The organism is Paraburkholderia sediminicola (assembly GCF_046030555.1).
GTDB lineage: Bacteria > Pseudomonadota > Gammaproteobacteria > Burkholderiales > Burkholderiaceae > Paraburkholderia > Paraburkholderia sediminicola_E.
This window is the reverse complement of the sequence record NZ_JAQQCH010000003.1, coordinates 327,148-341,437: the sequence shown is the minus strand read 5'-3', so window position 1 is coordinate 341,437 and position 14,290 is coordinate 327,148. Positions and strand designations below refer to the sequence as shown.

General features: G+C 62.6%; 15 protein-coding genes. 10 read left to right on the top strand and 5 right to left on the bottom strand.

The features are described 5' to 3' along the window. Positions 1 to 21 precede the first annotated feature (21 nt). The 6 genes from scpB (at position 22) to PQQ52_RS07220 (ending at position 5,281) form a co-directional block, all read left to right on the top strand. Positions 22 to 822: a methylmalonyl-CoA decarboxylase gene (gene scpB / locus PQQ52_RS07245; protein WP_408208471.1), complete on the top strand. Its 801-nt coding sequence runs from the start codon at positions 22 to 24 to the stop codon at positions 820 to 822. 116 nt (positions 823 to 938) lie between these two features. Continuing rightward, positions 939 to 1,094, top strand: coding sequence for a hypothetical protein (locus PQQ52_RS07240; protein ID WP_408208468.1), 156 nt, complete (start codon positions 939 to 941; stop codon positions 1,092 to 1,094). Positions 1,095 to 1,804: 710 nt separating this feature from the next. Continuing rightward, positions 1,805 to 2,521 (top strand): ABC transporter permease, encoded by a 717-nt coding sequence (locus PQQ52_RS07235; RefSeq protein ID WP_408208465.1) that lies wholly within the window; start codon positions 1,805 to 1,807, stop codon positions 2,519 to 2,521. Further along, a complete protein-coding gene (locus tag PQQ52_RS07230; protein WP_408208462.1) occupies positions 2,518 to 3,414 on the top strand; it encodes a glycine betaine ABC transporter substrate-binding protein in 897 nt (298 codons plus the stop codon). The genes PQQ52_RS07235 and PQQ52_RS07230 overlap by 4 nt, the downstream gene beginning before the upstream one ends. Positions 3,415 to 3,428: 14 nt before the next feature. Then, positions 3,429 to 4,082: an ABC transporter permease gene (locus PQQ52_RS07225; protein WP_408208459.1), complete on the top strand. Its 654-nt coding sequence runs from the start codon at positions 3,429 to 3,431 to the stop codon at positions 4,080 to 4,082. Beyond that, entirely contained in the window at positions 4,079 to 5,281 is a 1,203-nt protein-coding gene (locus PQQ52_RS07220; protein ID WP_408208456.1) for an osmoprotectant ABC transporter ATP-binding protein OsmV, read from the top strand. Before PQQ52_RS07225 ends, PQQ52_RS07220 begins: the two co-directional genes overlap by 4 nt. Positions 5,282 to 5,386: 105 nt before the next feature. Here the strand turns inward: PQQ52_RS07220 and PQQ52_RS07215 are convergent, their stop codons facing one another. Beyond that, positions 5,387 to 6,817, bottom strand: a complete 1,431-nt coding sequence (locus PQQ52_RS07215; RefSeq protein ID WP_408208453.1) for an MFS transporter — start codon at positions 6,815 to 6,817, stop codon at positions 5,387 to 5,389. 128 nt (positions 6,818 to 6,945) lie between these two features. Here PQQ52_RS07215 and PQQ52_RS07210 point away from each other — a divergent pair, with 128 nt between their 5' ends. Continuing rightward, the gene (locus PQQ52_RS07210) at positions 6,946 to 7,815 is read left to right on the top strand and encodes a LysR family transcriptional regulator (RefSeq protein WP_408208638.1); all 870 of its coding nucleotides are present in this window, start codon (positions 6,946 to 6,948) and stop codon (positions 7,813 to 7,815) included. A 51-nt stretch (positions 7,816 to 7,866) separates the two neighbouring features. On the opposite strand, the gene PQQ52_RS07205 is transcribed toward PQQ52_RS07210, so the two are convergent. Next, a complete protein-coding gene (locus PQQ52_RS07205; protein WP_408208450.1) occupies positions 7,867 to 8,859 on the bottom strand; it encodes a LysR family transcriptional regulator in 993 nt (330 codons plus the stop codon). Next, positions 8,856 to 10,283: an MFS transporter gene (locus tag PQQ52_RS07200; RefSeq protein WP_408208447.1), complete on the bottom strand. Its 1,428-nt coding sequence runs from the start codon at positions 10,281 to 10,283 to the stop codon at positions 8,856 to 8,858. The genes PQQ52_RS07205 and PQQ52_RS07200 overlap by 4 nt, the downstream gene beginning before the upstream one ends. An 86-nt stretch (positions 10,284 to 10,369) precedes the next feature. On the opposite strand from PQQ52_RS07200, the gene PQQ52_RS07195 reads away from it, so the two are divergent. The 3 genes from PQQ52_RS07195 (at position 10,370) to PQQ52_RS07185 (ending at position 12,340) form a co-directional block, all read left to right on the top strand. Continuing rightward, positions 10,370 to 11,035: a helix-turn-helix transcriptional regulator gene (locus PQQ52_RS07195; protein ID WP_408208444.1), complete on the top strand. Its 666-nt coding sequence runs from the start codon at positions 10,370 to 10,372 to the stop codon at positions 11,033 to 11,035. 331 nt (positions 11,036 to 11,366) lie between these two features. Continuing rightward, positions 11,367 to 11,624 carry a hypothetical protein gene (locus tag PQQ52_RS07190; protein WP_325044137.1) on the top strand — a complete coding sequence of 86 codons (258 nt, stop codon included), beginning with the start codon at positions 11,367 to 11,369 and terminating at the stop codon, positions 11,622 to 11,624. 116 nt (positions 11,625 to 11,740) lie between these two features. Continuing rightward, the gene (locus tag PQQ52_RS07185; protein ID WP_408208441.1) at positions 11,741 to 12,340 is read left to right on the top strand and encodes a LysE family translocator; all 600 of its coding nucleotides are present in this window, start codon (positions 11,741 to 11,743) and stop codon (positions 12,338 to 12,340) included. 22 nt (positions 12,341 to 12,362) lie between these two features. Here PQQ52_RS07185 and PQQ52_RS07180 read toward each other — a convergent pair whose 3' ends face one another. Both PQQ52_RS07180 and PQQ52_RS07175 read right to left on the bottom strand, forming a co-directional pair. Further along, positions 12,363 to 13,586 carry a winged helix-turn-helix domain-containing protein gene (locus PQQ52_RS07180; protein WP_408208438.1) on the bottom strand — a complete coding sequence of 408 codons (1,224 nt, stop codon included), beginning with the start codon at positions 13,584 to 13,586 and terminating at the stop codon, positions 12,363 to 12,365. Between the two features lie 204 nt (positions 13,587 to 13,790). Beyond that, positions 13,791 to 14,072, bottom strand: a complete 282-nt coding sequence (locus PQQ52_RS07175) for a hypothetical protein (RefSeq protein ID WP_408208435.1) — start codon at positions 14,070 to 14,072, stop codon at positions 13,791 to 13,793. Between the last annotated feature and the right edge of the window lie 218 nt (positions 14,073 to 14,290).

Sequence of the window (14,290 nt, the reverse complement as noted above, 5' to 3'; positions counted from 1 at the left end):
ACATACCGCAGAGGTCACGCAATGAACACACCGAACACATTACCGTATGCGGTAACGGTCGATATCGTAGATGAACGGATCGCACGCTTGACGTTCAGCCATCCTACGCGCAGGAACGCCCTCAGCGCGGAATTGTTGCAAGCGCTCGATTCGCACCTCTGCGAGCTCGCTGCACAGCGCATACCGGTCGTGATACTTGGCAGCGGCGTCGGGCAGGACGTCTGGAGCGCGGGCCACGACCTTGGAGAGTTGGTGCACGACCGCGACCCGATTGCCTACGGCAAGCCATTGGAGCAGGTGTTGCGCCGAGTGCGTGCTTACCCGGGCGTGGTGATCGCAATGGTGTCGGGCTCTGCGTGGGGTGGCGCTGTCGATCTTGCGATGAGTTGCGACCTCGTTGTCGCCGACGCCAGCGCGCGTTTTGCGATGACGCCGGCGAACATTGGCCTGCCTTATACGACGAGCGGCTTGCTGCGTTTCTTCAACAACGTGCCGATTCACGTATTGAAGGAGATGTTCTTCAGCGCGCAGCCACTCGACGCTTCGCGCGCGGAGCGTTTCGGTGTAATCAACCGCTTGGTCGACAGCGACAAACTGGAAGCAACGGCGCTTGAACTGGCGCGTGGAATAGCAAGCAAAGCGCCGCTGGCGATCCAGGCGGTGAAGGAACAACTTCGGATTCTTGAAGATTTGCAGCCTATGCCTGTTCAGGCGATGGAGCAGATTGCCGAACTGCGTCGACAGACATGCGAAAGCGCGGACTTTAGCGAAGGATTGGCGGCGTTTTCAGAGAGACGGCCACCGGTGTTTAAGGGTAAGTGAACGAGACGCCGGAGCCGACGACGATGTGTGAGGAGAGCGGTTCAAGGCCGGTGATGCCCTGAACGACCGGCGTGCGCCGACATCATTAAAGGTGAGTCTTTCCGGGAGCAAAAAAAATGGGGGAAGACATCACTGTTGAGCTTTTCCGGGAGCAAGAAAAGCGCGAAGCGGCAATCGCAAGTGCTTTACAGGGCAGCCAGTGTGAACTGAAAGGGCTGCCGGGCGGTTCAATGAAACGCGCTTCGGCGCGCGCCGCGCCGCCGGAAGAATGACGCCCTTGTCATCAAGGCTGAATGTGCGAGGGCACAGATTCCAGATGCACCACTACCGCAACTGCGCGGGGGACCCGCTTAAGAATTAGCGGTGTGAGCGGCGGATTCAACCGGTCGTTGCAACACCTTTGGTCCAATAAGAAATCAAGGAAAGGCCACCGCAATCAAGCAAAGGCCACCACCGCAGACATGCAAAAACAAACGCCGCGCAGGCAAAACAAACCAGCAAAAGCCCACCGCCGCAGGCACCCAACCCAACAACCCCAAACCCTATGAATTAACCGCATGGGTAGACGAACCCACCCAACGGCCGTATAATCCCCTCACCCTAGCCGTGAAATCCCAGCTACATAGCCTAAGTTAGACGGGGTTGAATGCAGATTAGCAGAAAACCGCATCCAGCCCACCGCAGGTGAAGAACCCGCACCCAAGGGGCCCCAAACCCCAGTAAAACCGGACAAGCGGCCCAGCGCAGCTATCCACATCATCGATGGATCTGGCACCAGCCGGTTGCTAACAACGAACCGGCAAGCCACCGAAGGCGGAAGCAAAACCCCCGCCATCGCGCCGAGGAAAAACAAACTCCCCGGCACCACTCGGTTCAATTCGCGGCACTAGCCGCGTCCCGAACTTCCCATTCGCAGCGTCGTCACGACGCCTGTGCGGCGTGGCTATTTCCGCGCGTCGCTCGAACAAGGAGGCGCATCTTCATGATTCAACGTCCTGCCAGACTGATCGGCAGTCTTGTCGCCGTCGGCATTGTCGTCGCGTTGCTGTGCCGTGCGATCGACCCCAGCGCACTGCGCCAGTACATGCCCGATCTCGTCTACTACACGAAACGGCACTTGCTGCTGGTCGGCTATTCGATGGCCCTCGCACTCATTGTCGGCATCCCCTGTGGCGTGCTGCTCAGCCGCCCGTCGTTCGCGCGTCACGCCGAACGCTTCATGCAAATCTTCAACATCGGCAACACGATTCCATCATTGGCCGTGCTGGCGATCGCGCTTGGCATCTTCGGCATCGGCGATATTCCTGCGCTGGTCGCGCTGTTTCTTGCATCGTTGCTGCCGATCACGCGTAACGCTTACGAAGGCATGAAAAGTGTGTCACCCGCCTTGCGTGAAGCGGCCCGCGGTCTCGGCATGACCGGCTGGCAATCACTTGTGCGTGTGGAATTGCCTAACGCGATGCCGATCATCATCGGCGGCGTGCGGACGGCGCTTGCGATCAACGTGGGCAGCGCACCGCTCGCGTATCTCATCGGCGCGGACAGCCTCGGCACGCTGATCTTCCCAGGCATCTATCTGAACAATCAGCAGCAGCTTTTGCTCGGCGCCGCGGCTACCGCGATTCTCGCGCTGGTGCTCGACGGCATCGTCTCGGCCGGCAGCCGCTACCTGCTCGCACGACGCGGGGTGACGGCATGATGAATCTGTTCAAACGCGGCCGCTGGATCGCAGCCGGCGCCCTGCTCATCACCAGCCTTCACGCAAGCGCGGCGACTTTGGTGCTCGGCGGCAAGAACTTCACCGAACAATATGTTCTGACCGAAATCACCTCGCAGTACCTGCGCTCGAAGGGCTACACGATCGACGCCCGCACGGGTCTCGGCAGCACGCTGCTGCGCAGTGCGCAGGAGAACGGCCAGGTCGATATCACGTGGGAATACACCGGCACCGCCGCGATCGTCTACAACAAGATCACGGAGAAGCTCGATCCGAAGACGATGTACGAACGCGTGAAAATGCTCGATGCAAAACGTGGCCTCGTCTGGCTCGACTGCTCGCCGCTGAACAACACGTATGCGCTCGGGTTGCCGCAGAAGGTGGCGCAGCAAACCGGCATCCGCACGATCTCGCAACTCGCCGCGAAGCTGAACGCGGAGCCAAAGAAGAAACACGTGTTCGCGATGGACGCGGAGTTCGCCAATCGTCCGGACGGTTTGAAGCCGCTCGAAGCCGCGTACGGCATGAATTTCAGCCGCGCGGAAACGCGTCAGATGGACCCGGGCCTCGTCTACACCGCATTGCATAACAACCAGGTGTCGATCGGTCTGATCTATACGACGGACGGCCGCGTGAAAGGCTTCAACATCATGCCGCTCGAAGACGACCGCCATTACTTCCCCGCATATAACGCCACGCCGGTGGTGCGCAAACCGATCCTCGACCAGAACCCGCAACTCGCCACGCAGTTGAACGCGCTGTCCGATGCGCTGAACAACGACGCCATGCTGGAGATGAACAAGCAGGTCGACATTGACGGCAAGCCGGTGCATGAAGTCGCGGCGGAATTCCTGCGCACGCACAAGCTGCCCTGAGCGGAGACCTTGATATGAATGTATTCGACTATTTATCAGCCAACTGGCCGGAACTGCTGCAACTTACCGCGCAGCACGTGTGGTTGGTGGGCATCGCCGTGGGCTGCGCGATTCTCGTCGGCGTGCCCCTGGGTATCCTGATCAATCGACATGAATGGCTTGCCGCGCCGTTGCTGAGCGTTGCAACCGTGGTGCTGACCTTGCCGTCGATCGCACTGTTCGGCCTGATGATTCCCGTATTTTCGCGCTTTGGCCAGGGCATCGGCGCAGTACCAGCGATCACCGCCGTGTTCCTCTACTCGCTGCTGCCGATCATGCGCAACACCTACCTCGCACTGCGCAACGTGGACGCCGGCATCAAGGAAGCCGGTATCGGCATCGGCATGACGGACTGGCAACGACTGCGCCTCGTCGATCTGCCGCTCGCGGTGCCGGTGATTCTCGGCGGCGTGCGCACGGCAGTGGTGATGAACATCGGCGTGATGACGATTGCTGCCGTGATCGGCGCAGGCGGCCTCGGCACGCTGATCATCCGCGCGATCGGGCAAAGCAACATGATGAAACTACTGGTGGGCGCGGTGCTCGTGAGCGTGCTCGCGATCGTCGCCGACTTGCTGCTGCAAGCGCTGCAACGCTTGCTGACACCGAAGGGAGTACAAAAGACATGATCGAACTCGATAAACTGACCAAGACGTTTACGCAGAAAGACGGCCAGCAGGTACGTGCCGTCGACTCGGTGAGCCTCACTGTCGGCGAAGGAGAAATCTGCGTGTTTCTCGGACCGTCGGGCTGCGGCAAGACCACCACGCTGAAGATGATCAACCGTCTGATCGCGCCGACCTCGGGCCGCGTGCTGATCAACGGCGAAGACACCTCGGGCCTGAACGAAGTCGAATTGCGCCGCCACATCGGCTACGTGATCCAGCAGATCGGCCTGTTTCCGAACATGACGATCGAAGAAAACATCACGGTTGTGCCGCGTTTGCTCGGCTGGGACAAGAAGCGCTGCCGCGAACGCGCGACGGAATTGATGTCGATGGTCGCGCTCGATCCGAAGCAGTATCTGAAGCGCTATCCGCGCGAGCTATCGGGTGGGCAGCAGCAGCGGATCGGCGTGATTCGCGCGTTGGCGGCAGATCCGCCGGTGCTGCTGATGGACGAGCCGTTCGGCGCGGTCGACCCGATCAACCGCGAGTCGATCCAGAACGAGTTCTTCCAGATGCAGCGTCAGTTGAACAAGACGGTGATCATGGTGAGTCACGATATCGACGAAGCGATCAAGCTCGGTGATCGCGTCGCCGTGTTCCGCCGCGGGCAACTCGTGCAATACGATCACCCGGATACGCTGCTGGCGCATCCGCGCGATGAGTTCGTCGGCGCGTTTGTCGGCCAGGACAGCACGTTGAAGCGTCTGCTGCTGGTCAAGGCCGGTGACGCCGCGACGCAGCCGGAAACCGCACGCGCCGATACGCCGGTCGCACGCGCGTTCCAGATGATGGACGATAGCGATAACCGCTACCTGACCATCGTCGACGACAACCAGCAGGCGCTCGGTTATGTGACGCGCCGTGCGGCGCGCGCGGGACAGGGCGTGTGCGGCGAGCATCTGAGCGAGTTCAAGGCGACGGTGAGCGCCGACGAGCATCTGCGCATCGTGCTGTCGAAGATGTATCAGTTCAACTCGTCATGGATGCCGGTGCTGGATAGCGACGGCCGTTACATCGGCGAAGTCACGCAGGATTCGATCGCCGACTATCTGAGCTCGGGCCGTTCGCGCCGGCAGACTGGTCAGGCGGCGATCATATCGCCCGCTGTGGCCGCGGCGGAAGCGGCTGCTGCTCAAGCTGCGGCGTCAGAACACACTTGAGGCCTGGAACGGCCGCTGGTTGATCGGGCGGCGCGTGACCCAAGCTTACGACCGGCCGAAAGCAATGGTGCGGCAGCACCCGGCCGCGCCAGCCGAGCAAAAAACTTAGGCTGGCCGCCGGCCTTCGCTCCATGCCGGCGCGAAGGCCGCGAACGCAGCAAGGACCGCTGCGCTCGCATACGCCACCAGGCCCATTCCGGCAACGCACCACAACGCCGTCGACACATGCGACGCCAGAATCGTCGCCGCACCCGCCATCGCGACGCCGACGAGGCCACCCGCCTGCCGCAACGCATTCAGCACGCCCGAGGCCACACCTGCCAACTCGCCGGGCACCTGTTCCAGCACGGTCGAAATCATCGGCGGCACCGACAACGCCGTACCGCCGCCGAACATCACCATTGCTGCATACGTAACGACCCACGGCGCGCGCCATTCCAGACTCATTGCCATCGCCGGTACTGCGATGGCGGCCAGCACAAGTCCTGTCGTCATGAATTGCGTCGCCGTGAAGCGGCCATGCAACTTGCCGGCCAGTACATTGCCGAGCGACAGGCTGCCGGCGAGCGGCAAAAGCGTAAGACCGATCTGCCGCGCGTTGAAACCGAACTCGCCGTGCAGATACAGGCTCAACTCAAACAACAATCCGAAGTAGCCGACGTAGACGAGCGTGCCCATCGCATTCATCGTCACGAACATGCGGTTGCTGAACCACTCGACCGGCACCATTGGATGGTGTGCGCAGCGCTCGACGGCGACGAGCGTCAGCGTCGCCAGCACGGCGAGCAGTGCCGCGCCCCACACCTCGCGGGCAGCGATCCCGCGCGACGGCAATTCGATCGCCGCATAGCAGAGCGCCCCGAGCGCGACGATGCTCGCTAATTGCCCACTCCAGTCGAAACGGCGGCCGACGCTGCGCGTCGAATGGCGCACGACGACCCACGCACCCATGAACGCAAGCAGCCCGGTCGGCACGTTGATCAGAAACGCGCTGCGCCAGCCGAAGCCTTGCACGAGGAGCCCACCCAGCACCGGCCCGATTGCCGCCGCGACCGAGGCAAGCCCTGCCCACGCCGCGATGGCGCGGCCGCGCTCGACAGGATCGTCGAACGTGCTGCGCACGATGGCGAGCGACGCCGGCAGGAATAGCGCCGCGCCGCTGCCTTGAACGAAGCGCGCGACCACCAGTGCGCCGACGTTCGGCGCCAGCCCGCAAGCCGCAGAAGCGGCGACGAACAACGCAAGTCCCCACAGGTACACCGCCTTCGCGCCGAACCGGTCGGACGCGACGCCGCCCGCGAGGATCAGCGCGGCGAAGCTCAGAGTGTACGCGTCGACGATCCAGGCGAGACCGCCCACGGACGCGCCCAGGCTGGTGTGCATCGCGGGCAGGGCGACGTTGACGATGGTGGTGTCGAGCACGGCCATGAACATGCCGCTCGCCACCAACGCCAATGTCAGGCGCGGACGTTTGGCCTGCCGCGCCGTGGCGGCGAGCGCGGCGGGCAGCGGTTGTTCAGCGGTGCATTCGGTCATCGCACGTTCCTTGGACTAGATCTGCAATTGGGTCGATCGACGAAGTCTAGTCACCTACGCGAATGCAATAAAGCAGTGAATTTGCATGTGTATGATGCAAAAATGCATCACGGATAACTTAGCCAATGATCAACTGGGACAACGCACGATTTTTTCTCGCCGTGGCGCGCACGGGGACGTTGCGCGGCGCGGCGGCGCAGCTCAAGGTCGATCAGGCGACGGTCGGCCGGCGGATCGCCGCGCTCGAAGAAACGCTTTCGACAACGCTGTTTCTGCGCACCCCCGCCTTGTTCGTCCTGACGCCTGCCGGCGAAGCATTGCTCGGGGCGGCTGAGACGATGGAGCAGGCCGCCTTGTCGATCGAACGGCGGATTGCCGGACTCGACGATCAACTGGCCGGCACGATTCGCGTCGCCACCACCGATTCGCTCGGCAAACGCTTCGTGGTGCCGGCCATTGCCAAAGTACGGCGCGCGCATCCGGGCATCGAGATCGTCTGTGTGACGTCCGCGCAGATCACCAATCTGACGCGGCGCGAAGCCGACGTGGCGATCCGCACGCTGCGGCCCGATGCGCCGGACCTGATCGCGCGTAAGCTCGCGCAGCTGGAGGTCGGTATTTACGCGTCGCGCGACTACGTTGCCGCACGCGGCGAGCCGCGCGAAGGCGAGGCGTTCGACGGTCACGATCTGGTGATGTATCAACAGCCGGTTTCGCCATCGATGTGGGCGCCGCTGTGCGGCGAGCCGACTTCACGTGGGCGTCTCGTGTTCCAGACGCAATCTACTGCGATGCTGTTCGAAGCGGCCATTGCCGGTTTCGGTATTGCCGAGCTGCCGCGTTTTCGCGCCGATTTCGAACCGGAACTGGTGCGCGTCATGCCGCATCGAGGGGAGCCGTTCGATGTCTGGGTCGTCGCGCACACCGACCTGTACAAGACCGCGCGGATGCAGGTGCTGATTGCGGCGGTGGCAGAGGAATTTGCTCAGGCGCGTTGAGACGCGTCAGTGCACCTCGGCACCTCGATGCGCCCTGGCGCGTCGGTGCGCTTAGTGCGATGTCGTACCGCCTTCCTGTAACCGCTGCGCATCGAGCACCGGCCACGGCGGTGGATCGGCCAGCCGTGGCACTGCCTTAACCATTCCCGGGGTGTTTTCGAACACTTCGGCGAGCCAGTCGACGAAGGCGCGCACGCGCGGTGAAATCTGCCGGCTTTTCACATACGTCACGGAGATGGCGATGGGTGTCGGCTTGCACTTCGGCAAGACCTCGACCAACTGCCCGGATGCAAGATACGGCGCAGCGGCGGCACGTCCAGGCTGAATCATCCCCAGTCCTTCGAGCCCGCACGCGAGGTACGTGTGTTCGTCGTTCACCTGAATGAAACCGTCCACTTTCACCTTGCTCGCCCGCGCCGCCACGTTGAAGTCGAAGTCCATGCGCCGGCCGGTTTGCGTCGACAGCCAGTTCACCGCGGCGTGATCCGAGAGATCGTCCAGGTGACGCGGCTCGCCGAACCGCGCGAGATAAGCCGGGCTCGCGCAGGTGACGCGTTCGAGCAGCCCGAGGCGGCGTGCAAGCAACCGGGAGTCGGGCAACTCGCCCAACTCGATGCTGCAATCCACGCTCTCACCGACCAGATCGAGCGTGCGATGACTCACGCCGAGCACCAGCTCGACTTGCGGATGCAGCGCACGAAACGAGGCCAGGGCGGGTACTACGATCGATGCGGCGATCATGCCCGGCATCGCGATGCGCAAGCGGCCGCGCAGATTCTCCGGGCTGTTGAACAGGCCCGACTCGACTTCTTCGATTGCGGCGAGAATTTGTGCGCAGCGTTCGTAGTAGGCGGCGCCTTCCGCGGTCAACGTGACCTTGCGCGTGGTGCGCACCAGCAACTGCACGCCGAGCAGGGATTCGAGCGCCTGCACGGTGGTCGTCGCGGTGGCGCGCGGAATGTCGAGCGACTCGGCGGCGCGCGTGAAGCTGCTGGCATCGACGATCCGCACAAAGACCCGCATGGCTTGTACTCGATCTATCACAATGCTTCTCCAGTGAGGCGCGGCGTGCGGCGGGTCAGCCCGGCAGCGAGCAGGGGCGCGAGCGCGAACGTCGCGAACAGCCAGAGCGCGGTGTGTTGTGCGCCTGGCAGCGGGGCGAGGGTCGTCAGACCGGCACCGTTTGCGATGAGGCCCGCGAGCGCCGAGCCGAACGCCATCGCGAACAGTTGAATGGTGGTGATCGAGAGTGACGCGAGGTTTTCTTCGCCCGGTTGCGCGGCGGTAAAGACACGCGTGAGCAGATGCGGCCAGCCGATCCCGACACCCAGCCCAACGCTCGCGAGCGCCGCGCAGAATGCGACCGTGCCCAGCAAGCCATCGAACAATCCTGCTTTCGGCATCAGCCATGCAAGTGCGGCGAGTCCGAGTGCCGCGACCACTGGGCCGGCGCGGCTCAAGCGCTGCGCGGCGGTGGCGGAGCGGCCGGCGCTGAACATCGAGCCGACCGACCAGCCGGCCGCCATCAATGCGGTCAGATAACCGGCGGCCAGTGGCGAGCGTCCGTGGATCGTCTGCAAGAAATACGGCACGAAGATTTCACTGGTCACGCCGATACCGAGCAGGCTCATGCAGGCGTAGATGCTGCCGATCCGCGTGTGAATCGAGAACGACCCGCTCGGCAACAAGCGCGTGCGGGTGTCGCTGCGTTCGAGTCTTGCGAGCAGCCAGACGAAGCCGAGACCGGCGATGACGCCGAGCGCGTTCCAGCGCATGTCATCGGTTAATGCGGCGAGCGAGATCACCAGTACTGAAGCGCCGAGCAAGCTGACCTTGAGTAACGGGATTGGCTGAGCCGCTTCACCGTGGGCGCGCGTGTCGTCGACCTCGCGATGCACGATCACGGCGAGCAGCAGCACGACTGGCAGCAACACCCAGAACGCCAGCCGCCAATCGCCGAGCTGCGCGAAGATGCCGCCGACCGCGGGTCCGCATAACGTCGCAACGCCCCACATACCCGACACCAGTCCCATCGCGCGCGGCCACAGGCGCTCTTCGAACACCACACGAATCAGCGCGTAACTGAGGGCGAGCAGAATGCCGCCGCCGAGACCTTGCAGCGTGCGGCCGGCGAGCATCCACAGCATCGACGGTGCAGTTGCGCATACCACGGTGCCCAGTGCGAACACCGCCAGCGCGCTGAAGTACGCGGAGCGCGCGCCGAGCACCGCGAGCAGGCGCACCGACAGCACCGAGCCGAGAATCGACGCGACTACGAACAGCGTCGTGTTCCACGCGTACAGTTCGAGGCCGCCAATGTCATGCACGACCGACGGCAGGATCGTCGTCGCCACATACACATTGGTGGCATGCAGCGCGACGCCGCCCGCGAGGCCCAAGGCTCGCCAGCCGTTACTGCCGCTGAGCAGATCGCTCCAGGCCGGACCATCCGATTGCAGATTTTTCATGTCATGGACAGCCGTGCGAGGCTGGCTTATTATGCAAGTATTGGCTTGGATAATAATGTGCTCCGATGAGATATGCAAATGAAAGCTTGGAAAATTCGCCAGTGATCCCGCGAGCCGCGTCGACTGCTGCGCCGGTGGATCGCATCCTGAATCTGTTGAAGACACAGGGGCCTTTGTCGACGGCGTCGATTGCGGGCGAACTCGGCATCACGGTCGAAGCCGCGCGGCAACAGATCCAGAAGCTGCTAACAAACGGCTTGATCGAAGGGCGCCAGGCGTCGCAGGCGGGGCCGGGGCGGCCGGGTCAAAGCTGGGGTTTGACAGAAGCGGGCAACGCACGCTTTCCAGATATGCATCCGCAATTGACGGTGCAATTGCTCGGCTCGATCCGCCATTTATTCGGCGAAGAGGGGCTCGACAAATTGATCGATCAGCGAGCGATAGAAACGCGCTCGAACTATCTCGCGGTGCTCAAGCCGATCAAGGGTCTCAAGGCACGGCTCACCCGACTCGCGGAACTGCGCAGCACCGAAGGCTATATGGCCGAGTTGCAGAAAGACGGGCGCGACTGGCTGCTGCTCGAGAACCACTGTCCGATCTGCGCGGCGGCACGCACCTGCCAGGGCTTTTGCCGCACGGAGTTGCAACTATTCGCGGAGATCGTTGGCGAGGAAGGTTCGATTGAGCGCGAGGAGCATGTGCTTGCCGGCGCGCGACGATGTGCCTATCGCGTGAGGCTTAAAGGCAAATAACGGCGCATTGTCGCGTGAGGTTATGCGCTTCGACGTGTGCGCAGAAATCCTCGTGTATCGACGGACGCCTTAACGTGGATCACGTGGATCGCGCTGAGTTCGATCACGAATAGACGCCAGCGCACGATCGGTATATAACAACGTGAAAGGATGGATTTGTTCACCGATGCATGGGACCGGAGTAAGCGCTGAAGCGCCAACTCCGGATCGACCGCTTTGCATGGGACCGGAGTAAGCGCTGAAGCGCCAACTCCGGATCGACCGCTTTGCATGGGACCGGAGTAAGCGCTGAAGCGCTAACTCCGGATCGACATAGGAGAGAAGTTTCATTATGACGCAAGACGTAACGCCTAAGCCGCCCACGGGCGATCGGCCCGACCTGGAACACCTCGATGCCGCGCTCAGTCACGTGGATCAGCAGGTCTCGTCCGGCAGCATTGCTTCAGGTGCCGCAAAGGGCATTCTGTATAGTCTGATCGAAACCCTCGGCGCGTTCGTCGGCGATCCCGATCTGCCTGAGCACGCACGGTCAGGTTATGAGGGATTGCTGGAAGCGGCTCGCGAATTGCGCGCGAAACTCGACCACTGAAGGCAGTCGTGCGCCGCCTGCGGACGGCGTGGTTCGCATCGTAATCGCCCCCGCATTTCGGCGGCGCGGCTCTCTGTGATAAAAAGGCGCATTGTTTCCACCATTGCGCCTTTTTTATGCTTTCCTCGTCTGCGATTGCGTTGCTGGCTGTCGGCATCATCGTGGTGCTGATTACGCCGGGTCCGACCAATACGCTGCTTGCGGCCGCTGGTTTGCGTCAGGGCGTGCGACTTTCTTTGCCGCTGATCGCCGCTGAACTGGCCGGCTATCTCGTGTCGATTTCAGTGTGGGGGCATTTTCTCGCGCAAGCCGCGCACGCGTTGCCGTGGTTGCCTTCACTGTTGCGCGTGGCGGCCGGTGTGTACATCGCGTATCTCGCCGTCGATATGTGGCGCGCGGCGGTGGCCCTGCCCGATTCGACGCAGCGGGCGAGCGGCATGCGTACGCTATTCGTCGCGACGCTGCTGAACCCGAAAGGCCTGTTGTTCGCGGGCACGATCTTTCCTTCCATTGCGTTCACGCATGTGCCCGCCTATGCGATGGCGATGCTGATATTCGTCTGCCTGGTGGTGCCGATCGCGCTGGCGTGGATCGCGTTCGGCGCGGCGCTTGGCAGCGGCAAACTCACCTGGATGAATCCGGTGAAGATGCAGCGCGGCGCGTCGATTGTGCTGGGCGTGTTTTCCTTGTCGCTCGCGTGGGCGGCGTTGCATTAAGAACGCGTCTTGTGCCGCATGGTCACGCTTCCAGACTGGTGTCCACGCTCATCGCCTCAAGCCATTCCGGCGGCGCGGACGTGATCTCCAGCTGCGGTGTGCCGTGCCAGTCCGCACAGCGCTGCAATGCGCGGCGCAGATCGCCCGCAAGCCTCGCACTGAGCCGCACGCCGGGTTCGATGTGCAGCGATTTCAGTTCGAACACGCCATGGGTCCGATGCGCTTTCGCATCCACGCGACCGACCAGGCGCCCCCGGCTCAAGAGCGGCAGCACGAAGTAGCCATATTTGCGCTTCGCAGCCGGTGTATAGCATTCGATCGCATAGTCGAAGCCGAAGAGCGCGGCGGCGCGCTTGCGGTCCCACACCACCGGATCGAACGGCGACAGCACCGTGGTGACGGTTGATGCGAGCTTGCCGGTTGCCGCGTCGTCGATCATCGGCGCGAATTCATGATGAACGAACGTGTCTTGCTTCCAGCCTTCCACTTGCACCGGGATCAGCTCACCCCGATCGGCGAGCGCACGCAGTTCGTCGCGATAGGGACGGCGCGGCAGCCGGTAGTAATCGGCGACCCAATCGGCGCGCGCGACGCCGAGCGCGCGGCAGGTTCGGCGCAACGCTTCTTCCGTGACGGTTTCCCGCGGCGGCAGGTCGCGCGCGTCGTCCCAGTCCGGTAACACGCGTTCGGTCAGATCGTAGACACGATGAAAATTGCGCCGCTCGGCCACCATCAATTGCCCGATTGCGAACAGCACTTCCAGATGACGCTTCTCCGGTTTCCAGTCCCACCAGCCATTACCCTTGCCCGCCTCACGGGCGAAGTCGGCTGAACGCACGGGACCCGTCGCGCGGATATGCGCAAGCAGTTTGTCGATGTCCTTGCGGTACTTCTTGTGCCACTCGGCCGCGTACTTCCAGCCCATGTCGCTCGGGTCGAGCATGCGGTGGCGCAGCAGGCCGTAGTCTTCGGTCGGCACGAAACAGGCTTCATGCGACCAGTATTCGAACAGCTTGCCTTCGGCGAGATGCTCGTCGAGCCATTGCTGCGGATACGCGCCGAGCCTGCTGAACAGCACGAGATAGGGACTGCGCGCAACGACGTGGATCGTGTCGATCTGCAATTGCGCCATGCGGCGGATCGCGTCGAGCACGTCGGCTTTGACCGCCTTGCGGCGGGGCGGCGTCAACAAACCTTGCGCGGCCAGATGCAGGGTGCGCGCGGCGGATAGCGGAAGAGTCTTCACGCGGGCGTCGGTCACGGGCTTTGATCAATAAGTGACTGCGATGGAAGCGGACGCAAGGTCCGGCCTGGATCAGCAGTCGCTACTGTAGCGTGAATACGGCAGACGAATCGGCGTGCGGGACGACGCTAGCGCAGGCGAAAAAGGCATGGCATAAGAAGGCGCAACCCAAGCGGAGCCTGGTGCACGGCACGTCATGAACCGACGTTACCGGCCGTGCCCATGATGGCGATCCCAGCCGCGGTGGCGGCCGTGGTCACGGTGCCCGTGCCCGTGATACCCACGGTAGTAATCGCCGCGATACCCATAGCCATATGCCGGTTGCGGTGCATAAACGACCGGCGGCGGCGCGTACATCACCGGCGGCGGGGCATAGATGGGGCCGGGAGTGTTGACGAACACGCCGACGTCCACGCGGGCCGAGGCGGCGGTTGATACGCAGGCGGCGGCAAGGCCGAAGGCGGCGAAAACGATCGCGCGTTGGATCATGCTTGTCTCCTGTGTCGACCAGAGTTAGCGCTTTAGCGCTTACTCTGGTCCCATGCAAGGCTGTCGACCAGAGTTAGCGCTTTAGCGCTTACTCTGGTCCCATGCAAGGTTATCGACCAGAGTGAGTGCAACGCACTGACGCTGGTCCCATGCAAAATTGCGGTCGAAAGAGCTTGCCATTCGCTGTCGAATGGCTGACGGCAATATTACGAGACAGA